This is a genomic window from Marinobacter sediminicola (assembly GCF_031157525.1).
Lineage (GTDB): Bacteria > Pseudomonadota > Gammaproteobacteria > Pseudomonadales > Oleiphilaceae > Marinobacter > Marinobacter sediminicola.
This window is the reverse complement of the sequence record NZ_JAVIXR010000001.1, coordinates 204,712-226,549: the sequence shown is the minus strand read 5'-3', so window position 1 is coordinate 226,549 and position 21,838 is coordinate 204,712. Positions and strand designations below refer to the sequence as shown.

The 21,838-nt window shown below is 52.3% G+C and carries 17 protein-coding genes; 5 read left to right on the top strand and 12 right to left on the bottom strand.

Annotated elements, in window-relative coordinates:
• The first annotated feature begins 11 nt into the window (after positions 1 to 11).
• Complete coding sequence (locus RG807_RS00980) at positions 12 to 2,723, top strand: mechanosensitive ion channel domain-containing protein (RefSeq protein WP_309043177.1); 2,712 nt, start codon at positions 12 to 14, stop codon at positions 2,721 to 2,723.
• Here RG807_RS00980 and RG807_RS00975 read toward each other — a convergent pair.
• The 8 genes from RG807_RS00975 to RG807_RS00940 all read right to left on the bottom strand — a co-directional run bounded on the left by RG807_RS00975 (position 2,720) and on the right by RG807_RS00940 (position 13,777).
• On the bottom strand, positions 2,720 to 3,430 hold the full coding sequence (locus RG807_RS00975; protein WP_410803631.1) for an amino acid ABC transporter ATP-binding protein: 711 nt from the start codon (positions 3,428 to 3,430) through the stop codon (positions 2,720 to 2,722). The genes RG807_RS00980 and RG807_RS00975 overlap by 4 nt on opposite strands.
• Positions 3,431 to 3,509: 79 nt before the next feature.
• Entirely contained in the window at positions 3,510 to 4,595 is a 1,086-nt protein-coding gene (locus RG807_RS00970) for an amino acid ABC transporter permease (RefSeq protein ID WP_309043176.1), read from the bottom strand.
• The gene (locus tag RG807_RS00965; RefSeq protein WP_309043175.1) at positions 4,595 to 5,782 is read right to left on the bottom strand and encodes an amino acid ABC transporter permease; all 1,188 of its coding nucleotides are present in this window, start codon (positions 5,780 to 5,782) and stop codon (positions 4,595 to 4,597) included. The genes RG807_RS00970 and RG807_RS00965 overlap by 1 nt, the downstream gene beginning before the upstream one ends.
• A gap of 87 nt (positions 5,783 to 5,869) precedes the next feature.
• Positions 5,870 to 6,895, bottom strand: coding sequence for an amino acid ABC transporter substrate-binding protein (locus RG807_RS00960; RefSeq protein WP_435404645.1), 1,026 nt, complete (start codon positions 6,893 to 6,895; stop codon positions 5,870 to 5,872).
• Positions 6,896 to 7,053: 158 nt separating this feature from the next.
• A complete protein-coding gene (locus RG807_RS00955; protein WP_309043174.1) occupies positions 7,054 to 7,956 on the bottom strand; it encodes a hypothetical protein in 903 nt (300 codons plus the stop codon).
• 204 nt (positions 7,957 to 8,160) lie between these two features.
• Entirely contained in the window at positions 8,161 to 9,786 is a 1,626-nt protein-coding gene (locus RG807_RS00950) for an AMP-binding protein (protein ID WP_309043173.1), read from the bottom strand.
• Positions 9,787 to 9,834: 48 nt separating this feature from the next.
• Positions 9,835 to 11,232 carry a hypothetical protein gene (locus RG807_RS00945; protein WP_298447787.1) on the bottom strand — a complete coding sequence of 466 codons (1,398 nt, stop codon included), beginning with the start codon at positions 11,230 to 11,232 and terminating at the stop codon, positions 9,835 to 9,837.
• A gap of 202 nt (positions 11,233 to 11,434) precedes the next feature.
• Positions 11,435 to 13,777 (bottom strand): molybdopterin-dependent oxidoreductase, encoded by a 2,343-nt coding sequence (locus RG807_RS00940; RefSeq protein ID WP_309043172.1) that lies wholly within the window; start codon positions 13,775 to 13,777, stop codon positions 11,435 to 11,437.
• A 258-nt stretch (positions 13,778 to 14,035) separates the two neighbouring features.
• On the opposite strand from RG807_RS00940, the gene RG807_RS00935 reads away from it, so the two are divergent.
• On the top strand, positions 14,036 to 14,461 hold the full coding sequence (locus RG807_RS00935) for an acyl-CoA thioesterase (protein ID WP_309043171.1): 426 nt from the start codon (positions 14,036 to 14,038) through the stop codon (positions 14,459 to 14,461).
• An 18-nt stretch (positions 14,462 to 14,479) separates the two neighbouring features.
• On the opposite strand, the gene RG807_RS00930 is transcribed toward RG807_RS00935, so the two are convergent.
• The 4 genes from RG807_RS00930 to RG807_RS00915 all read right to left on the bottom strand — a co-directional run bounded on the left by RG807_RS00930 (position 14,480) and on the right by RG807_RS00915 (position 17,733).
• The gene (locus RG807_RS00930; protein WP_247115033.1) at positions 14,480 to 15,118 is read right to left on the bottom strand and encodes a response regulator transcription factor; all 639 of its coding nucleotides are present in this window, start codon (positions 15,116 to 15,118) and stop codon (positions 14,480 to 14,482) included.
• A gap of 6 nt (positions 15,119 to 15,124) precedes the next feature.
• A complete protein-coding gene (locus tag RG807_RS00925; protein ID WP_309043170.1) occupies positions 15,125 to 16,645 on the bottom strand; it encodes a PAS domain-containing sensor histidine kinase in 1,521 nt (506 codons plus the stop codon).
• 96 nt (positions 16,646 to 16,741) lie between these two features.
• The gene (locus RG807_RS00920) at positions 16,742 to 17,287 is read right to left on the bottom strand and encodes a hydrolase (RefSeq protein ID WP_309043168.1); all 546 of its coding nucleotides are present in this window, start codon (positions 17,285 to 17,287) and stop codon (positions 16,742 to 16,744) included.
• Positions 17,288 to 17,301: 14 nt separating this feature from the next.
• Positions 17,302 to 17,733 carry a MaoC family dehydratase gene (locus RG807_RS00915; protein WP_309043167.1) on the bottom strand — a complete coding sequence of 144 codons (432 nt, stop codon included), beginning with the start codon at positions 17,731 to 17,733 and terminating at the stop codon, positions 17,302 to 17,304.
• 149 nt (positions 17,734 to 17,882) lie between these two features.
• Between RG807_RS00915 and RG807_RS00910 the strand changes: the two genes are divergently transcribed.
• Genes RG807_RS00910 through RG807_RS00900 form a run of 3 tightly spaced genes read left to right on the top strand, consistent with a single transcriptional unit; the run spans position 17,883 to position 21,817 of the window.
• Positions 17,883 to 19,250 carry a malonyl-CoA decarboxylase gene (locus RG807_RS00910; RefSeq protein WP_309043166.1) on the top strand — a complete coding sequence of 456 codons (1,368 nt, stop codon included), beginning with the start codon at positions 17,883 to 17,885 and terminating at the stop codon, positions 19,248 to 19,250.
• A gap of 27 nt (positions 19,251 to 19,277) precedes the next feature.
• The gene (gene phbB, locus RG807_RS00905) at positions 19,278 to 20,027 is read left to right on the top strand and encodes an acetoacetyl-CoA reductase (RefSeq protein ID WP_216009263.1); all 750 of its coding nucleotides are present in this window, start codon (positions 19,278 to 19,280) and stop codon (positions 20,025 to 20,027) included.
• Positions 20,028 to 20,038: 11 nt separating this feature from the next.
• Positions 20,039 to 21,817 (top strand): acyl-CoA dehydrogenase family protein, encoded by a 1,779-nt coding sequence (locus RG807_RS00900; RefSeq protein ID WP_309043165.1) that lies wholly within the window; start codon positions 20,039 to 20,041, stop codon positions 21,815 to 21,817.
• Positions 21,818 to 21,838 lie beyond the last annotated feature (21 nt).

The window sequence follows — 21,838 nt, the reverse complement described above, 5'->3', positions numbered from 1 at the left end:
GAGTGCAGAATATGAAGCAACGTCCGACCCATTATGCAGTTCTGGCAACATACATGGCCGGCTTTATTCTTCTCTGTTCTCTGGCATTTCCTGCCTGGGCCGAAAACTCCGGTGATACAACCAGGCCATCAGACACAGCCACCCGGCAAAGCAAAGAAAGCGCTGAACAGCCAGAGGAATCGCGACCGGCCGTTCAACCAGAACTGGAAGCTGACACGGATTCCCCTCCCGATATCAAGCTACCAGAGGTGGTCAACTCAGACATTCTGGAGCAGGTGCGCACGCTGCAATCCTCACTAACGCAGCGTCAGACAGCAGTGAGAGACAGCCAGGAGCGGCTAACCTACGCCGAATCCATTCTGACCCGCTTGCAGGATGAGTATAAGAGTTTTGAGCTGAGACTGGAGAAGGCGGGCCTCAACCTAACTGCAAACTATGCCAACTTGTTAAAGCAGAGACTTGAACGCTTACAAAGACAGAGTATTGCCAGCGATTTAATAGAAGGCATAGAGAATAAGCTTGCGTCCGCAAGAGAAGAGCAACTGAGGCTCGAAGAATTTGAAGCCATTGCGGAGCCTGGTGACGATGCCCGCGGGCAACTGCAAACCCGCCGCTCCGAGTTGCTACGCGAACTGCACAAAGCCGTTACCGAACATATTGATGTGCTCAATGAATACTACAGCACAGTTACGGCCCTTCAGGACCAGGTTCAGGAATATCAGAAGCTTCTACAACAGCGCCTGTTCTGGCTGCCAAGCGCCGCGGTTGTGAGTACTGAAACCGCCGGCGGGCTGTACCAGTCTGCAAAATGGTTTGTCTCCCAACTGCACTTCGGTGCCCTCAGTGACGCCATCGCCCTGTCGTGGAAAGAACGTGGCACTCGCATAACCCTTGTAGCCCTTCTGTTTCTGGCTCTGCTTATAACACGGAAAGCCATCGCGGGTGATCTGATCGAAAACAGCCGCTACATCGGTAATGTTGGCCATGATCGCATGGCGTTTACCATAAAGGCACTGATTAACAGCTTCCTGCTGGCATTGCCCGGCGTGCTTGTATTTTCATTGGCCGCCCTGCTGCTGATGGAAGGCAACGAGTTTTTCTCTGCCCTTTCGAAAGGGCTGACAGCCGCGGGTTTCATCATGTTTTTGCTGGCGTTTATCCGTAACGTAGCACGCAAGCATGGCCTTGGTGAAAACCACTTCCACTGGAACCCCAGTTCCCTGCTGGTTATCCGCCGGGAAATCCCCCTGCTGATGGCATTCGTATTGCCGGTAACCATCATAACTACATCCACAACTTCAACCCCTGAAGGCGCACAGTTTGACGACAGCCTCGGCCGCCTGCTGTTTACCTTGGTATCCATCGCACTGGCGGTATTTGCGCAACGCATCATGAATGCTGTGAGGGCGTACAAATCCCAACATGGCCTCCTGGTGTTCCTGCACATTATCGCCGTTATCACTCCCCTTGTTCTGGCCCTTGCGTCGCTGTTTGGCTATCACTACACGGCCCTTCAACTTGAACGCAACTTGTTCATCTCCATTTGCTGGCTGGCTTTCACTTCATTGCTCTACTATCTGGGATTGAGGGCTCTTTCTGTGCGTGAACGCCGCCTCACCCTCGACATTCTGCGCGAACAGCGAGCGGCGGAGCAAAAAGCAGCTGAAAACCGGGAAGCCGACGACACGTCCGAAGAGAACATTCTGCCTTCGTTGGATATGCCAGCAATGAACCTAAAGGACATCAGTCATCAGAGCACATCACTGCTGGGCATCGTAATAGCCGCACTGGCCATTACCGGCTTGACGATGCTTTGGGCCGACGTTTTCCCTGCACTCAAACTGTTCGACAACATCACGCTGTGGACCATTTCTACCGACTTGCAAGGTGGGGATCCGCTCCCAATAACTCTTGCGGACGTGCTGCTGGCTGCTTTAATTGGAGCAGGAACCATATTGGCAGCCCGCGACCTCCCGGGCACCCTTGAAGTAACCATTCTGAGCCGGCTGAACCTGGAGGCAGGCACAGGCTATGCGATCAAAACTCTCACAGCCTATCTGTTGGTGTTCGCTGGCGTGATAACCTGCTTCGCGGTAATAGGAGTTCAATGGTCGAAACTGCAATGGCTTATTGCCGCCCTGGGTGTCGGCCTCGGGTTCGGACTTCAGGAAATCGTCGCTAACTTTGTCTCGGGCATCATTCTTCTGTTTGAACGCCCTATCCGGGTGGGTGACATGGTCACAATAGATGGCATTACCGGCACGGTTGCCCGCATACGTATTCGAGCCACAACACTGGTCGACTGGGACAGAAAAGAACAGGTTATCCCAAACAAAACCTTCGTGACCCAGGACCTGACCAACTGGACCCTCTCAGATTCAATTACACGGGTTACCCTACGTGTGGGAGTCGCCTACGGGTCGGATGTCAATAAGACCCAAGAGATTTTGATCGGCGTTGCTGGCAACAATGAACGAGTAGTCAGTGACCCCGCTCCGGAGGTATTCTGTGTAGCGCTGGGGGATAGCAGTATTGATTTCGAGCTATGGGTATACATCAAAGACCTGCAGGACATGATGCCCCTGTCCCACGAAATCCACGCCTCCATTACGAGCGCGCTCACCGAAGCTGGCATTGAAATTCCTTTCCCGCAACGGGATATCCATGTTCGCACTCTGCCTGAGCCGAGTAAAAGCGACTCTGACAGAGGGCCTGTTCCTTAATGTTGCAGAATTTGCTGCAGAAACTTCTGGGTGCGAGGTTCTCTGGGGTTGCTGAAAAATTCTGTGGGCGGCGCCTCTTCGACAATCTCACCTTCATCCATGAAAATCACTCGGTCTGCAACGGTTTTGGCAAAGCCCATTTCATGGGTCACACAGATCATGGTCATGCCGCTGCCGGCCAGCTCGATCATAACGTCGAGCACTTCTTTGATCATTTCCGGATCAAGTGCCGACGTGGGCTCATCAAACAACATGATTTTGGGTTTCATACACAAAGCCCTGGCAATGGCCACACGTTGTTGCTGGCCACCTGATAGCTGTCCGGGATACTTGGCAGCCTGATCCGGAATTTTTACCCGCTCAAGGTACTCCATGGCAGCTGCTTCGGCTTCCCGACGAGGCAACTTGCGCACCCATATAGGCGACAGACAGCAGTTTTCCAGCACTGTGAGGTGAGGAAACAGATTAAAGTGCTGAAACACCATACCCACTTCCCTGCGCACACTGTCTATGTGACGGACATCGTCGGTAAGCTCAACGTCATCTACGATGATCTTGCCCTGCTGATGCTCTTCAAGGCGATTGATGCACCGAATAAACGTGGATTTGCCTGAGCCTGACGGGCCACAGATTACAATGCGTTCGCCCTGATCAACCGCCAGGTTAAGATCTTTAAGCACGTGAAAGTCGCCATACCACTTGTGCATACTTTCCACACGGATAATGCCCGGCTTGTTTTCAGCTTGAGTTTCTACAGATTCGGAGTGTTGCATCATAGTTTTACCATCAGGTTTTGTGGCCGGTATCGAGTTTGCGTTCGAGGTTCTGGCTGTAGCGGGAAATCCCGAAACAGAACACCCAGAAACAGAAGGCCACGAAGACATAGCCCTCTATCGCAACGTTTTGCCAAGCAGGGTCTGCTATCGTTGACTGAACCGCGCCGAGAATATCGAACAGGCCAATAATCAGCACCAGAGTGGTGTCCTTGAACAGTGATATAAAAGTATTCACGATGCCGGGAATAACCAGCTTTAGTGCCTGGGGCAGAATAACCAATCCCATCTTTCGCCAATAGCCAAGACCAAGAGCATTAGCCGCCTCATACTGCCCTCGGGGGATAGCCTGAAGTCCGCCCCTTATAACCTCTGCCATGTAGGCCGACTGCCACAACGTAATGCCGATCAATGCACGCACAAGCTTCTCAAAGCTTACACCCTCCGGAAGAAACAAAGGCAGCATCACTGAGGCCATGAACAACACCGTAATCAGCGGCACGGCCCGCCAGACCTCGATAAACACCACGCAGAGGCCGCGAATAATAGGCATGTCGGATCGACGCCCAATGGCGAGCAAAATTCCGATAGGCAGAGACGCCAGAATCCCGATATAAGCCAGGATGAGTGTGAGCATAAGGCCGCCCCACTTTGAGCTTTCCACTTCTTCCAGCCCCAGAATTCCTCCAGGGATCAACACATAGCCGATTATCGGCAGGCCGCTCATACCGAAGATCCCGAGCCATTTACGGGCGGGGAACCCCTCGATAAACTGAGGCACGAACGCCAGAGCCAACAGTCCGAACATGATATCCACCCGCCATTGAAGCTCGTCGGGGTAGAAGCCATAAATAAAGAAATTCAGACGCTGACTTACAAACAGCCAGCAAGCGCCCTCGCCCAGGCAGTCACCCGGGCCAGAGCCCTCAAAGGTAGCGTCCAGAAACACCCAACTCACCAGAGGCCCGACACTGGTGAGCAGCAGGTAGCCAACTACCAGTGTCAGCAAGCTGTTGTACCAGCTGGAAAACAGGTGCGTACGCATCCACTTGACCGGCCCGAGGTTCTTTTTGGGTGGTTTAATCGTCGATTCGGTCATCATCGCTCCTTGATCTCGACAGCCCGGTTATAGAGATTCATGAGCAGTGAAATCAGCAGACTGATCGTGAGGTATACGCCCATCGTTATGGCAACAACTTCTACCGCCTGGCCTGTTTGATTCAGGGTGGTGCCCATAAATACAGAAACCAGATCCGGGTAACCGATGGCTGTCGCCAGTGAAGAGTTTTTGACGAGGTTCAGATACTGGCTGGTGAGCGGCGGAATAATTACGCGCATCGCCTGGGGGATAATAATCAGCCTCAGAGTCAGGCCATTTGGTAAACCAAGGGCTTTGGATGCTTCTGTTTGGCCCTTGCTGACCGCCAGAATGCCCGAGCGTACAATTTCCGCAATAAAGCTCGCCGTATAAAGCGAGAGCGCAACCCAAAGAGCGGCCAACTCGGGGATTAGCGAAATCCCTCCGCCAAAATTGAACCCTTTCAATGCAGGTAAATCCCATTCCAGAGGTTGGCCCGCCAAAAAAAACGCGATAAGTGGTAAAAGAACCAGAATCGCGATGCTTACCTTGACTGTCGGAAAGAGCTGGCCACTCGCCTTCTGACGTTTTTTGGTCCAGCTCCGCAAGCCAAAAACCGCCGCAATGGCTACCAGAAGTGCTCCCCAAACCAGCCCGAAGCCGTCCTGAGTTACCGGCCCGGGCAAATACAGACCCCGATTATTCAAGAAAAATGCACCGCCAACCTCCACACTCTGTCGTGGCGCTGGAAGGCTGGCGAGCACTGCGAAGTACCAAAAAAATATCTGGAGCAACAGCGGGATATTGCGAATGACTTCGATATAGACCAGCGCGATTTTAGCCACCAGCCAGTTACTCGACAGGCGTGCAACACCAACCAGGAACCCAATGATGGTCGCAGCAACGACACCCATGGCTGACACCAGAAGGGTATTGGTCAAACCCACCCAGAATGTGCGCCCATATGACATGGTTGCATCAAAGGGCACCAGGTGCATGATGATGCCGAAGCCGGCAGTCTCATCAAGGAATCCGAAACCGGTGCTGATGCCACGGCTTTGCATATTCGAGAGAGTATTGTCAATCAGAACCCAGCCGGCCCAAAACACGACGCCCAACGTAACAACCTGAAAAAACAGTGCTCGAATGCGCGGGTCGTACCAGGGTTTGGGCCTGGCGGATATGGAATCAATAGATTGTTTTTTCATGCATTATCCTGAAAAGCTTCCCTGCATTAAACTGCGCCAGAGTAAACACCGAGGCCCCACGAAGACCCCGGCATAGCTTTTCAGATATCAGCGCACTGGCGGCGCGTAGAGGATACCGCCATTAGTCCAGAGAGCGTTGATTCCTCGCTCAAGACCAAGGGCTGTATCAGGCCCTACGTTGCGATCGTACATTTCGCCGTAGTTTCCAACCTGTTTAACAATGGCATGACCAAAGTCATCCGGTAGCCCCAGTTTAGCGCCCATGTCACCATCGGTTCCCAACAAGCGCTGGACGTTCGGGTTATCCGACTTCAACATCTCGCCCACGTTATCCATGGTAATGCCCAGTTCCTCAGCGTTGATCTGGGCAAACAACACCCATTTGACGATGTTGAACCACTGATCGTCACCTTGACGAACCACAGGGCCAAGAGGCTCCTTTGAAATCGTATTGGGCAGTATCTTTGCGGTGTTGGGATCGGCCAGCTTGGAGCGCAAAGCCGCGAGCTGGGAACGGTCAGACGTCAGTACATCGCACCGGCCTGCAGCAAAACCCTGGACGGTCTGCTCGGATGTATCAAACACGATCGGCTTGAACTTCATGCCTTTAGCCCTGAAATAATCAGCGAGGTTCAACTCGGACGTTGTGCCTGACTGAATGCACACGGTGGCGCCGTCAAGCTGCTCTGCATCGTCTACGCCAATGTCCTTGTTAATCAGGAAACCCTGCCCGTCGTAGTAGTTCACGCCAGCAAAGTTAAGCCCCAGTGACACATCCCGGGTAAGCGTCCATGTGGTGTTTCGGGACAGCATGTCAATCTCGCCCGACTGCAGCGCAGTAAATCGCTCCTTAGCGGTCAACGGCGTAAATTCTACGGCCTTGGCATCTCCGAAAACTGCTGCAGCTACTGCCCGACAGGTGTCCACATCGATGCCCGTCCAGTTGCCTTTTTCATCTGGCTGGGAGAATCCAGGAAGCCCGCTGGTCACACCACACTGCAGGTGGCCTTTCGCCTTCACGCTTTCCAGGGTTGTTGCCGCGAGAACACCTGTCGTCGAGAGTGCACCCGCAACAAACGTCATGCCAAGCGCTACCAGTATCATTCTTTTCATTGTTATTCTCCGAACGTTTATTGGTTACTTGCCTGAGACCATGAATCCACGCCAAAATTAAGTGCGTCGCATACATCGACACAACACAGAGAAAGCAGCACAGTTACATGTCATTACAAGATAGACAAAGTTCAGGAAAACAACGAATTTTTATCAACTTATTCTGCGGAGCTGATTTCGCCGTCTGGCTGCCTGTAGGTTTCGAGACGCCTTAACCAACCTTTTAGCCAGCGGTTTTTTTCAATCGGATTCACTGCGTTTTCAGCTCTTCTGGTGAGAACTTTTGCTGCCGCCGCCCGGAACCGAGCTAATGTTGCGATGTCAGGGTTAGGCTCCATAGCCAGAAGTACCTGTTGAAGCCCCCAACCCTTTCCGTCATATCGCTCCGCGCCTGAAAGGCCCTCGCCCTTGAAGTTGACATAATCTATCAAGGCATAAATTCCACCCGGGGTGGAGCTCAGAACTTCCAAATCAGCTTTCAATCGGGTTTTCTGGTCTTCAGGCACAGACTCGACGATCTTGGCAAATGAGGTTTTGGCTCGCCGAACAATAAACTCCGCCTGAATGCCCTGAGTGCCCGCCAGGAATTCCCGTAGTTCGGCAACATTGACGGAATTTTCGACAGCGTCAAAAGAAGCCTTATCTGCCCAGGGCGCATTAAAGGGCTCAAGCTCCCTCAACCATGAGGGAATGTTGAGTTGGCGCTGTTTCATGTATTCGACAAGCGCCGGAAAACTCTCCACAAATCGCTCGTTAACACCTTCCGGATACCAGATAAAGTGGCCAATACCCAGAGAGGGAAAAGCCTCTCCGTCGTTCCAATGGACAAGACACTGAAACTGGCCGGCACACTCGTTCTGAAATATTTTCTGGCCAATCCAGTCGAGTTGTGCGGGCTTGAGCGCGAGCGAGATTTCACCGAAAGGATTCTCCGTAGCCAAGCCAATCTCTTTATCCAAACCATCCGTTGCACCATCGACGCTTTCCGATTTTTGTTCGGAATTACAACCTGACAACATCACAACAGTCACTAAACACACCAATCCAAACGCCCTAGACACGACATTCCCCTCTCACCAACGAAAACCGACCAGCAGTATGAAGAGATTGTTTTGAATAAAACAGCGTGAGCACCAATCGACGAAATATGCCAGCTGCAGCCTCCTCAGCAATCAGAATGCCAATCTACTTTTCCTGAGCGCACTTACAAAAAACCCCGGCATGGGCCGGGGAAATGTCATCGTCAAATTAATACACGCTCATTCTTAACCGGTAAGCTGACTCCTCAGCACGTGCTTCTGCAATTTCCCCGTCGATGTCTTTGGCAAGTCATCCATAAATACAATTTTCTTGGGTACTTTGAAGCCTGCTAGATTTGCCCGGCAATAGGTTTCAATGTCCGCTGCCGTGAGGTGATCGTTGCCGGATTTCAAGGTGATAAACGCACAGGGTATTTCACCCCAGTGGTTGTCGGGTGCTGCAACAACCGCTGCTTCCAGTACCGCAGGATGATCGTAGAGCGTACTTTCCACCTCAAGGGTCGAAATATTCTCTCCACCCGAAATGATAATATCTTTGGAGCGGTCTTTAATTTCCACGTAACCGTCGGTGTGCCATACCCCCAAATCTCCAGTATGGAACCAGCCTCCGCCGAAGGATTTGGTAGTTTCCTCCGGGTTGTTCAGATACCCCTTCATAACGGAGTTACCCCGAACAAACAGCTCACCAATCGCCGTGCCGTTCTTTTCTACTGGCTGGAGAGTCACGGGATCTGCCACCATCATGTCTGCCATGGACAATGACAATATCCCCTGCCGAGCCATTTTCGCCGCTTTGCCCTTGCCATCCAGAGAATGCCACTCATCCTGGAACTCACAGATCAAGCTGGGGCCATAGGTTTCTGTCAAGCCATACAGGTGTACTACTTTCACCCCCATGGATTCCATAGCTGCAATCGTTGCGGCTGGAGGTGCAGCACCACCGGTAGCTGCGGTTACATGCTGGCTGAACGGCTTTTTATATTCTTCAGGGGCGTTGATAAGCATATTCAACACAACCGGTGCCGCGCAAAGATGAGTTACCCCGTGCTCGGCGATGGCATCGTATATTGGCTTCGGTTGTGGAGATCGCAGGCACACATGAGTGCCTGCTACAGCGGTTACCGCCCATGGATAACACCAACCGTTGCAATGAAACATCGGCAGCGTCCAGAGATAAACCGCACCTGATGGCAACCCAAAGCCAATGATATTGCTCAAAGCGTTCAGGTGCGCGCCACGATGATGGTAAACCACACCTTTTGGATTCCCGGTAGTGCCTGACGTGTAGTTCAGGGCAATTGCCTGCCACTCGTCGTCAGGCATATCCCACGCGAAATCGTCATCACCCGTCGCCAGCAAATCTTCGTAGGTCATCTTGCCGATCAGTTCGCCACCAGCGAAATTAGGATCATCAACATCAATAACAATCGGCTTGGCATCACAACCGACAAGAGCATCACGGGACCGATCACTGTACTCCATGTCGGTAAAGAACACTTTTGCACGCCCATGGTTGAGCATGAAGGTCATGGTTTTGGAATCAAGCCGGGTGTTCTGGGCGTTCAGAACAGCTCCAATCATTGGCACCGCAAAATGCAGTTCCAGCATTTCGGGGATATTTGGCAGGAGTGCCGCTACTGTGTCCCCTTTCCGAACGCCCAGTTTTCGCAGGGCAGATGCCAACTTTAAGCAGCGTTGGTAGGTTTCGGCCCATGTCCGACGGACGCTGCCGTGGATAACCGCGGTGCGGGTTGGGTGCGCCAGGGCCGTTCTCTGTATAAAAGAAATCGGCGTGAGGGGCGTGTAGCTAGCGTCTGTTTTATCGAGCCCGAGCTCAAACATATTATCCATTACTTTAAACCCTTAGTTGTTCGTTCAAACGTGCTTTGCCGCAATCAACTAACGTTGTTCGGTTGCGGTATCGTCTGCCATTTCGTCATCGTGATGCTTTGCAACGTATGCATCCGCAAACCAGTTCTTCTCCAGGAAGAACCAGAGTACAAGCCCGACACCCAACCCCCAGGCGGCTCCCTGCACGGCAAGTACGGAACCGACAATAACCGCGATGCCACGCTCAAGATTGGTCTGACGATCAAGCATTTCGATGGCGAGATACCCACACAGATACCCCTGGATCAGTAACGTAAGCGCCATGCCGATATTGAGACCAGGCTTGAATAACGTCACAACAGGAACCAACACAACGGCAATGGTCATGCCCCAGTACAGGCTGGTCGCACCACCCCAATAGCTGTCCATCACCGAACGTGGGTTATTCATGTAGCGATTAATCACCAACGCTTGACCACCGGTCCACGCTGGGCCAGATAGGCTGATAAAGGGTGCAAAGATTCCGTGCACCAAATTGCGAATACCCACGATGATGCTGTTCCGGCGCGGGCTGAAAACCAATTTTTCGTCCTTGCGAACAGCATCAGCATTCTTGAACAAAGAATCCATAACCAATATGTCGCCAAAGGCAATAATATAAGCCGCCAGCGCAAGAGGAATCGCATCAATAAAGTATTGCAGTGGCGGCATGCCCAGCCCGAACACGCTGTAGTCTCGCAAGATAGTGCCCAAAGGAATGGTGGTAAAACCCCACTCAATAACAGGCGCATCCACCTCACCGATAATAAGGCCCAAAACATAAGCAATCAGAAAAGGCACAGCTATGCCGTATTGGGCGACAAAGCGAAAGAAGCCGTATCGGGCACGAAGTGGGCTTGCTGTCTCTGAGAACAACATAAAAAAGCCCAAAACAGCGCCCGTCAAGATGGTAATCGGCATTGTCCAGACACGGCCATCCGCGCCAAACTCGCCCATGATGGCCGAAATACCCGCACCGATTAAAATGCCTGATTTCAGTGACGCAGGCATTTTCCGCACCAGCGCATCAGCCCCCTTGAACACCCCCAGACCAAGAAATATAGCTGAGACGGTTAACTGTAAGGCAATTAACGCCAGTATTCTGGCGTCCCCCTCTGGGTAGCTCGACAAGAAGGCTACATACAGCGGAATCCCGGCTGTAATCCAACCGGCAACCGTGGGATCACCGAAATGCGTGTGTACCAGATAGAGAATGTTGTTGAGGAGGACAAAAGCAACGGCAATTTCAAACGGAATCCCCAGAACAGATGTCATCAGTGCGGTAATACTCAGCGGAACGACACACAAGATCGCACCTTGCAGAATATCCGGAATCTCAATTTTGTAATGCACAAAGGGCACACGAAGGTTCAGTGCGCCCAAGGCTGACGGCTGCTCACCGCCAGTTGATCTCTTTTTTAGGGACATTGTTGTTGTTCTCCATCCAACTGAGTTTCGAATTGCATAGGGAAGAGACTATTCCCACCCAAATACTAGTCATTAATACCCACTTGATCAAGGGTTTTTACTCGATAAAGTGGGCGAGTGTATTTATCTCCGGGTGCTGCTCAATAGCACGAGTACATTTCTTGTCACTGACCAGGTGTTACACAGTTTAAAAACTGGAGGTTTATGAACCCGGAACAGGCTCGCTACGGATTGCGGGAGGCGAAAAGGCGCCCATCGGCATAGCCGAAGCTTCACCCTCAAACAATTCAATTTCCACGAGGCATGACAATGCACTCGGCCCTTGGGCCAGGCGCGATGTTCCTTGATCCCGGGTAAGAACATTCGGGTTACCATGCCGGCAAGATATCGCTGAATCTCCCGGTTGTGGCGGGTCAAACCATGCCCCCGTGCTCAGCTGCAAAACTCTGGGGCGCACTTCGTCGCTCACGACGGCAGAGCACAAACAGGCACCGCGCCCGTTGAAAAGGCGAACCAAACTGCCGTCTACAATGTTTCTGGCCTTTGCATCAACCGGGTGAATAACCACTGGCTCTCGGCCATTTATCTTCGACTTCCGGCTATAAGAACCGTGATCCAATTGAGAGTGCAGTTTGTTTTTCGGCTGATTGGAAATCAGGTGCAAGGGGTATTCGGGGGATTCCTGCCCTAACCACTCTTTGGGCTCACTCCAAAATGGAAAGCCTGGGCATTCTTCATAACCGAAGCCAGCGACAGTTTCAGAGAATATCTCTATTTTCCCACTTGGCGTTCCAAGTGGATTCGCCGCAGGGTTCTCGCGGAAGGCTTTCATTAAAACCTGTGGTTCTTTCGGCATCGAGTTCTCGAACCACCCCTTTGCCTTGAACGCTTCAAAAGTTGGTAAATCAATACCACTGCCACCCGCTTTTTGCCGGGTTTCGTCATAAATGACCTGCAACCATTGCTCTTCATCGCGGCCTTCTGTGAAAGCTTCTCGCGCGCCTAACTCTTCTGCCAGCGCGCTGAATATTTCATAGTCTGTCAGGCTTTGACCTACAGGCTCAGCAGCTTTTTGCATGTACACAAGGAAAGGATCCCGGCTGGATGAAGCGATGTCATTACGCTCTAAAAAGGTCGCTGCCGGCAGCACTATATCTGCGTGTTTAGCCTGAGCGTTCCAGCACCATTCATGGACAATAATCGTTTCGGGCTTCTGCCATGCCCTTCTCATGCGCACAAGATCCTGATGGTGATGAAAAGGGTTGCCACCCGCCCAGTAAACCAACCGAATTTCCGGATAGGTTCCAACTACGCCGTTGTATTCAAAGCGCTTACCGGGATGGAGAAGCAGGTCCGTAACTCTAGCGACAGGAATAAAGCTCTTTATCGGGTTTTTACCTTGGGGAAGAGAGGCGCCGGGAATGCCTTGATAATTAGCACCGATAGCATTCATGGCGCTATACCCAAAACCAATACCACCGCCAGGCAGCCCAAGCTGCCCCAACATGGAAGCAACTGCGATTGCGGCCCAATAGGGTTGCTCACCGTTGTCCTGTCGGGTAAGAGACCAGCTCACAGAGATCATTGTGCGCTGGCGAGCCATATCTCGCGCCAAATCCCGGATGCGAGAAGCTGGGATTCCCGTCTTGATCGCGGCCCAAGAGCAGTCTTTAACGACACCATCGGTCTCGCCCATAAAATACTGCTGAAAGCGTTCGTAGCCCACGGTATAGGTCGATAAGAATTCAGTATCTGCCAGATTTTCAGTATGGAGGGTGTGGGCAATACCCAGGAGAAGTGCCACATCGCTGCCCGGATAAAGAGCGACCCAGTCTGCGTTCATTTCATCAAGAACATCTGAACGCAAGGGGCTAACATTCACCACCTTTACTCCGTTAGAAGCTGCATCCAGCATGCCCTGCTTCTGCACATGACGACCAACACCTCCATTGGTCACCTGGCCATTCTTGGCAGGCGCCCCACCAAATGCCACGAACAGGCTTGTGTGCTCCTTGATAACGTCCCAACTGGTTGCGCCATTGACCATGGAATAGAAGTCCCCGAGCACGTGAGGCAAAGTGACTTCAGCCGCTGCATAGCTGTATGTATTCAGTGAGTAGGTGTACCCACCAACCGAGTTGAGAAATCTCTTTAGCTGGCTCTGGGCATGATGAAAACGGCCTGCACTGGACCAGCCGTAGGACCCACCATAGATGGCCTGGTTACCATAGCGATCGCGCACACGATTTAGTTCTTCCACCACCAACTTGATTGCTCTAGGCCAGGATACCTCGACAAACTCATCGGCTCCCCGAGCGCCCCCTGCATTTCCCGGCCCGTTTTCCAGCCATCCACGCCGAATCATTGGCATTTTAATACGCATGGGCCCGTCCAGCACATCAACAATACCTTGTCCGATGGGCGATGGATCTTCATCCCGCTCGAACCCTTCTAAAGCGGTAATACTTCCGTTATCTGCATGAACTCGATAGGTTCCCCAATGACTACTGGTAAGCGTCCCTTTTTTCGCGTGCTCAAATGGCATGGGTTGAGCCCTCTTCATTTTGTTATTAGGAAAAGACAGCATAGACCAAAAGCAAGTATTTGTACTCGGTTTGTGCAAATTTAATTAAGCGTAAATACCCATGCCTGTATGGGTATGCACTTAAGAACGACGGGGAGCGGCATGACGCACCCATGCTAAAGCTGGCTTACGCGCCAGGAAGGGACGGACAATTTGACATACATACTGCCGTGCGCAATGCTCCGACTCCTTTAGCCCAGACGAAAGGGGGAACCGAAAATGGCAGCTGACGCGACTAAAGATTGGACTCTGGAACAGTTTCCGCATCGCACCTACGACAAACTGCGCTATGCAGACACGGATCGACAGGGACATGTGAACAATGCGGTATTTTCAACGTTTATTGAAACGGGGCGAGTTGAGCTGATCTACGATTCGGAAGCACCACTCACTTCACCTGGTACCTCCTTCGTAATCGTCAATCTGAATTTGCAACTGAGCGCTGAAATTCACTGGCCAGGAACCGTAGATATTGGAACGGCCGTCACGCATGTTGGCAACAGCTCGATACAGCTATATCAGGGCATCTTTCAAGATGGGGTGTGTTGCGCGACCGCTGAAACGGTGATTGTTTGCGTTGACGATAACACCCAAAGACCGATCAGGTTACCGGACGCTGCAAGAGAAAACCTCGCTCGGCTTTGACCCGTTGTGCAGTTGGATTTACAAGCTTGTAATACCCTGTACCAATCCTAGCGCGATGGCTACCTGTACCAGTTCCGCAAACGAATCTACTTTCATCTTTGCGGTCATATTGGCCCGGTGGCCTTCAACTGTTTTCCTGTTAATACCGAGTTCGTCTGCTGCCTCCTGGTTAGACAACCCCTTAACGATCAACTCCAGTACTTGGCGCTCTCTCCGGGTCAATCGTTCATAACAGTCCCGTATACGAGACTGTGAGCGACGATGAACAGACCGGCTCCGATCTCTTTCCAATGCGTTATGCACATGATCGATCAGGGTTTGGTCATCAAATGGCTTTTCGATAAATGTAATGGCACCCTGAGTCAGGGCCGTCACCGCCATATCGACATTACCGTGGGCCGAAATCATGATCACCGGCAGCTCAATATTGTATTCCGGCAGCTTTTTCTGAGCGTTAATGCCGCTCAATCCTGGCATTCGCACATCCATCACGATACAGCCACTCGCGCCGGTATCGAAAGCTTCAAAGAACGCCATCGCATTCTCGTAGGTTTGAACATTGAGACCTACAGACTCAAGCAACCACTTCAATGAATCTCTCACGTCCGTGTCGTCATCAATAACGAAAACTGTTTGTGCGTCGTTTTTAGAGGTCATGAATTATCAGTCAGTAATATTGAGAGTAAATGAAAAACGTGCGCCGCCCGTAGGGAGGTTTTCTGCCCAAAGCTCGCCACCAAGATTCTCTACCAATGAACGGCTTATGGCCAGCCCCATTCCTAGCCCAGTTTCCTTGGTTGAGAAAAAGCGATCAAAAAGACGAGACATATCTACCTCGGAAATCCCCCGCCCCTGATCCTCAACTTCTACTCTTAATTGCCCACTCTCATGAGGTACAACTCTGACTCGCACAATGGCAGCGTCGTCACGATCAGCAGAACCACTCGCCTCCACAGCATTCACGATCAGGTTCAACACTACCTGTTCCAACTGCACCCGATCACCTTTAACGTCTGGCAAATTCAAGTCGGGCTCAAAAACTACGGACACATTGTGCCTTTCCGCCGTACTCTCGCAGAAGTTGATCATCTCCCCGATCAAATCCCGTAAATTGAGGCGAGTAACGACTGGCTCCTGCCTTCTCGTGAAATCCATCATCCGATGGATGATCTCACCTGCTCTCAACGCCGTCCGGATGCTTCGAGTAATCGGCAGTTCCACATCGCTCCACGCGAGAGTGGGCTTGTCCGCAAAACGCCGTTCAATGCCCCGGAGATAATTCACCATAGCGGAGAGTGGCTGGTTCAACTCATGGGCCAGGCTCGATGCCAGTTCACCCATAGTGACCAGCCGGCTGGCATGATCAATTTCGGCCTGATACTGCTTGAGTTGGTCTTCGGCTGCTTTTTTCTCGGTGAGATCGTGAGCGACCAGTGAGAAATACTCAATATCCCCATGCAAGGAGCGGTGAGCCAAGAGCTCGAGCAGGACCGGTATGCGAGATGCGTTCAGGTTTTGCATCGTTAGCTCTCCACGCCAACTCCCTGTTTCCTTTGCTGCCGGAAAGCCTTCTTCCATCAAGGTGGCCAGGCCTTTCTCAGTCACAAGCCTCGAGAGCGGGAACGAGCTGTATTCCATGCACTCCATTTCAAGAGCTTTCCGGGCGGCTTCGTTCAGGTGCGAAACGGTAAAATCCAGATTGGCAAATATAACCAGGTCCTGAGTGCTCTCCAGCACCCGCGCCAAACGCCGGCTTGCTTTATCTGCCATGATTCGATGGGTTGCATCCCGAGACACCACAAGGATTTCCCGGATATCATTGGTCTCCGGGTCTCGAATGGTCCGGCTGGTACTTTCCAACCAGATGTAGTGTCCATCTTTACAGCGAAAGCGATAAGTATGGGTGTACAAACCCCGGTCATAACTCACCGTGGGTGCCCGCAACCGGAAGTCTTCAACATCGTCTGGATGGTAGAGATCGTAAGCCGAGATACCAACAATTTCTTCGACCGTATAGCCCAGCAAATGCGTAACCGCCGGAGACGCATAGATAAACAGCCAATCCTTCGGTGTGTGCCGGGAAATCATATCGGTAGACTGCTCAGCCATTTCCGCCAGCAAGCGGTTGCGCTCAGCGTCGTCGGTCAGGGCGGTAAGCCCCTCTTCCGGGGTGCGATTTTTCATGGGAAACGGGTTCTCTGAACTCGGGTTGCCTGGTCGGACCCTATTCTGACGGTCTCCGGGGCCCTTAGCCACAAGGCATCAGGACCCCGTGACTTACTAGCGCAGGAACTCTTTGCTGAAAGCCTTGAATTGAGCCGCATCAGAACGTCGTATCCACTCGAACCCGACCATTTCTTTTGTGACAATTCTGGCACCGGCCTGCTCCATCCGACGCAGTGCTACTTCGGTGTCGTATGAGTTACGCGCTGAAATAGCATCAGCCACCACAAATACGTCCAACCCCTTCTCCAGCAGCCTGATCGCCGACTGCATCACGCAGGCTTGAGACTCCATGCCGCACAGGACAACCTGTTTTCGATCATGCGCCTGGAATGCCTTTTCGAACCCGGGGTCGTCAATGCAGGAAAAGTGAGCTTTGCCGTATATATTGGCCGGGCCCACCAATTCACGCAAACCTTCCTCCGTGGGCCCCAGCCCATCCGGGTATTGCTCCGATCCGACTACTGGCACATCCATCAGCTTTGCCAGACGAACCAACCAACTGCAGTTATTCACCAGTTTATCGGCTTCATGCACTCCACCCAATAGTCGGGCCTGAACATCAATAACCGCAACGATGGACTTCTCTATATCCATTAACATAATAGTCTCCAGACTTACGCAGGGCGGCGATCAACCATGTTGGTGGCGACACCTTCCGCAACAACCTTATCACCCACCTTGCAGATGGTTTCCAACTTTACTCGGCGACGCTCTTCGTTAATCTCGATAACTTTTGCAGACGCAACCACCGTATCGCCAATGTGAACCGGTGCTTTAAATCTAATCTGCTGATCTATATAGATCGCCCCAGGGCCTGGCATACGCGTACCCAATACAGCTGAAATCAGCGCTGCACTGAACATGCCATGAACAATCCGCTCTTTAAACGGCGTAGTCTTCGCGTACTCCGCATTAATATGTACCGGATTGTCGTCACCACTGATGCCCGCGAACAAAACCACATCTGCTTCAGTAATAGTCTTGGCGTAGAACGCCTCCATTCCAATTTCCAGATCTTCAAGATAGTACCCGTGTAATTCTTGCATTGTGCTTCCTCATGTTGATCCATTCACTGACTACACTACTGGTTTATATCCATCAAACCAAGTACTTTTACTTGGTTTTTTCAAAATGCTCTGGTAGCCTTCTCTCATCAATCCAAACAACCCCGCTTTGCACCAAGGGAGTCGCAGTCATGCAGAGGCAACCCGTAAGCATTTTTGAAAGGGCCTTCAAGAAGCTGGTTTCAGGTGGACTGGAATCCGTAGGCCGTCGTGGCTCAGACATCCTGAGCGTTGCGGAAGACCTCCCGGAATCTGACATCGCAATCGTTAAGGAGTGGATAGACGATTGCCTCTCTGAGAATGGCGGTCAGGTAGAAGCTCGCAAGCGGGCAGCCTTGTTGGGCCGCGCCTATCTGAAGCTGACTACGACCGGAAGGACACGCTTCCTGGGATTGCTTGCAGAGCATTACGGCGTTAACGAGGCGTCCGTCGAGAGCGCTATCGATCAATGGCACAACGCCAAGCACAACGAGAAAACAGAAGCCGCCCAGTCCTTACGCAAGGCTTTGATACCCAGCCGAACGGCACTGCTGAAGCAGTTCAACGGCGTACCTTCCGGGGTGAAATTCCTGGTGGATATGCGAGAGGAACTGCTTCGCCTGCGCAAAGATTATCCACAGCTGAAGCCATTGGAAACGGATCTTCGTGACCTGCTCGCCACGTGGTTCGACATCGGTTTGTTGCAGTTGGAAGAGATCAGCTGGAACTCCAGTGGTGCCATGCTCGAAAAGTTGATCGCCTATGAAGCAGTGCACGCCATCAAGAGTTGGAGCGACCTCAAGAACCGACTGGACTTCGACCGCCGCTGCTTCGCTTTTATCCACCCGAACATGCCAGACGAACCACTGATTTTTGTGGAGGTGGCTTTGGTGAATGGCCTTGCCGACAATGTTCAAAGACTTCTGGACGAGCACGCGCCAACAGAGGACATTGATAAAGCCGATACCGCCATTTTCTACTCGATTTCTAACGCCCAACAAGGCTTAGCGGGCATCAGCTTCGGTAATTTCCTGATCAAACAAGTGGTCAGCAAGCTGCAAGTGGAGTTCCCTCAGCTTAAGCAGTTTGCCACCCTGTCACCCATCCCCGGCTTCCGCCGCTGGTTGGACAGCACGTCAGCCGACCAGCTCATGCAGTTACCTGGGGGGGAACAATGGCTCAACACACCGCCGCCACGTGATCCCGTGCTCGCTAGTCAGGGGGATGCCACTGGCACCCAGCAAGAAGCCATCATGAAACTTGCTGCGACCTATCTAAGCTCAACCAAGCCCGGCACATCCCGTGCAAACGATCCGGTCGCAAACTTCCATTTGAGCAATGGTGCGCAACTCGCGCGGCTCAACTGGATGGCAGACACATCGGACAAAGGCCTAAAGCAATCAGCCGGGTTGATGGTGAACTATCTGTACGAGCTTCCAAAAATCGTACATCGCAGTAACCAGTACACCTCAGAGGGAACCATTTCCCTGTCATCCAATATCAAGAAACTTTTGAAATAAACCACCCTGAAACGTAAGGAGAACACCATGACTAATCGTATCGCAGTTATTACCGGAGCAGCCGGTGGCCTGGGTACCGCCATGTGTAAGGCACTGGCCGCTCAGGGCCGGAAAGTGGTGGGCACTCACCTACCCGGTGAAGAGTTCACAGCACAAGCAAAAGACTGGCAGGCCAGCCTTCGTGAAGAGGGTGTTGACGTGGCTATCTACCCGCTCGACGTAACCGACTTTGAAGCCTGTAAAGCATTTACTGCCGCTGTAGAGCAGGATCTGGGGCCCATCGACATTCTGGTCAACAACGCCGGTATCACCAACGACGCACCGCTGAAGAGAATGCAGCCAGAACAGTGGAATCAGGTTATCAATGTGAACCTGACTTCCATGTTCAACATGTGCCAGCAAGTGTTCGAAAACATGTGCGAGCGTGGTTTTGGCCGCATCGTTAACATTTCGTCGCTCAACGGCGAGAAAGGCCAGTTTGGCCAAAGCAACTATGCCGCCACCAAAGCAGGCATTTATGGATTCACCAAATCCATTGCTCAGGAAGGCGCTCGCAAAGGCGTAACTGCAAACTCGGTATCCCCTGGCTACATCGACACCCCCATGGTGCGCCAGGTACCTGAAAAAGTGCTGAACAACATTGTTGCGGGCATCCCTGTTGGCCACCTTGGCAAGCCTGAAGACATTGCCAGAGCCGTCGTCTATCTCACAGCGGACGAAGCAAGCTTCGTGACCGGCACCAATATGTCGGTCAACGGCGGCCAGTACATGAGCTAAGGGAGTAAACCATGACAGCGTTCAGAGCACCCACCCGTGAGATGATGTTCACCCTGCAGCAGGTCGCAGGGTTTTCAGAAATGGCCAAAGCGTGCGGTTATGAAGACGCATCCGAGGATGTCGTCGCCGCCATTCTTGAAGAAGCCGCTCGCTTTGCAAGTTCCGTCATCGCACCAACCAACGTCATCGGAGACCAAACCGGTGTACGTCTGGATCCTGACCTCAATGTGGTCACGCCTGCCGGCTTCCGAGACGCATACCAGCAGTATGCGGAAAGTGGCTGGGCTAGCCTGCAGTTTGACCCGGAGTTTGGTGGCCAAGGCCTGCCTTTCTCACTGGCCATTCCTGTTCAGGAAATGTGGCATGCCGCGAACATGGCCTGGGGGCTCTGTCCGCTGTTGTCTCAAGGAGCGGTTGAAGCGCTTTCCGAGAAGGGCAGCGATCAGCTTAAACAGCTGTTACTGCCGAAAATGATTTCCGGACAATGGACCGGAACCATGAATCTTACCGAACCGCAGTCTGGTTCAGACCTATCAGGCATTCGCACTCAAGCCCGTCCGGATGGCGATGTATACCGGATAAAGGGTCAAAAGATTTTCATCACCTGGGGTGAGCACGACATGGCGGAGAATATTATCCACCTTGTGCTCGCTCGCTTGCCTGATGCCCCTCCGGGGGTAAAGGGCATCTCACTGTTTGCCGTACCCAAATATCTCCCGGATGCTTCCGGTGAGCCCGGGGAGCGAAACGACTGCCAGGCGGTCTCGCTGGAACATAAGCTCGGCATCCACGCCAGCCCAACCTGCGTCATGAGTTATGGCGACAATGAGGGTGCCATTGGCTATCTGGTGGGCGAGGAAAATCGTGGTTTGGCCTGCATGTTCACAATGATGAATAACGCCCGCCTGACCGTTGGTTTGCAAGGCGTGTCCATTTCCGAGCGCGCATATCAGCAGGCCCGGGATTATACCTTGGAGCGCACTCAAGGCACGGCTCCCGGCGAACAAGGCGTGTCACCTATCATCAAGCACCCGGACGTACGCCGAATGCTGATGATCATGAAAACATTGACCGAAGCTGCGCGCGGTCTCGCCTACACCGGCTGCGTGGCCGTCGATTACGCCAATGCGGAGAACCTGCCAGACGACATCAGGGCTCGTTATAAGCGCCGAGTAGACCTGCTCACACCTCTGGTGAAGGGCTGGTGCACAGAAATCGCCCAGGAAGTTACCTCTTTGGGCATCCAATGCTATGGCGGCATGGGATTTATCGAAGAGACGGGCGCTGCACAGCACTATCGTGACGCCCGCATTCTGCCGATTTATGAAGGTACTAATGGCATTCAGGCACTGGACCTGATTGGTCGGAAAACCGTTCGCGATCAGGGTCAGGCAATGGCTGAACTGATTGAAGACATGCGCCCATTCACTGGTTCACTGCAAAGCAATTGTGTGTTAACCGCAGAGCGCCAAGCAAAATTTGACCAGGCAGTCGCCTTCCTTGAGGATGCGACGCGCGTGGTTCTTGAGCGGGGTAATGACGACCAATTCACCGGTGCCGTTGCATTCGACTACCTTATGTTGAGCTCCACAGTAACGGCAGGCTGGTTGATGCTAAAAGCAGCTATCGCTGCGGCAAATGATCTGACTGACCAGAGCACATTTGCAGCCAACAAGCTGACGACAACCAGCTTTTTTATTGACCACATCTTACCGCGTTGTTCATCACATCTGAGCGCGATACGATCTGGTGACGATGCCATAATGGCGCTTCCAGAGATTGAATTTTAATGCCAGTCAGAAGGTAAAGCC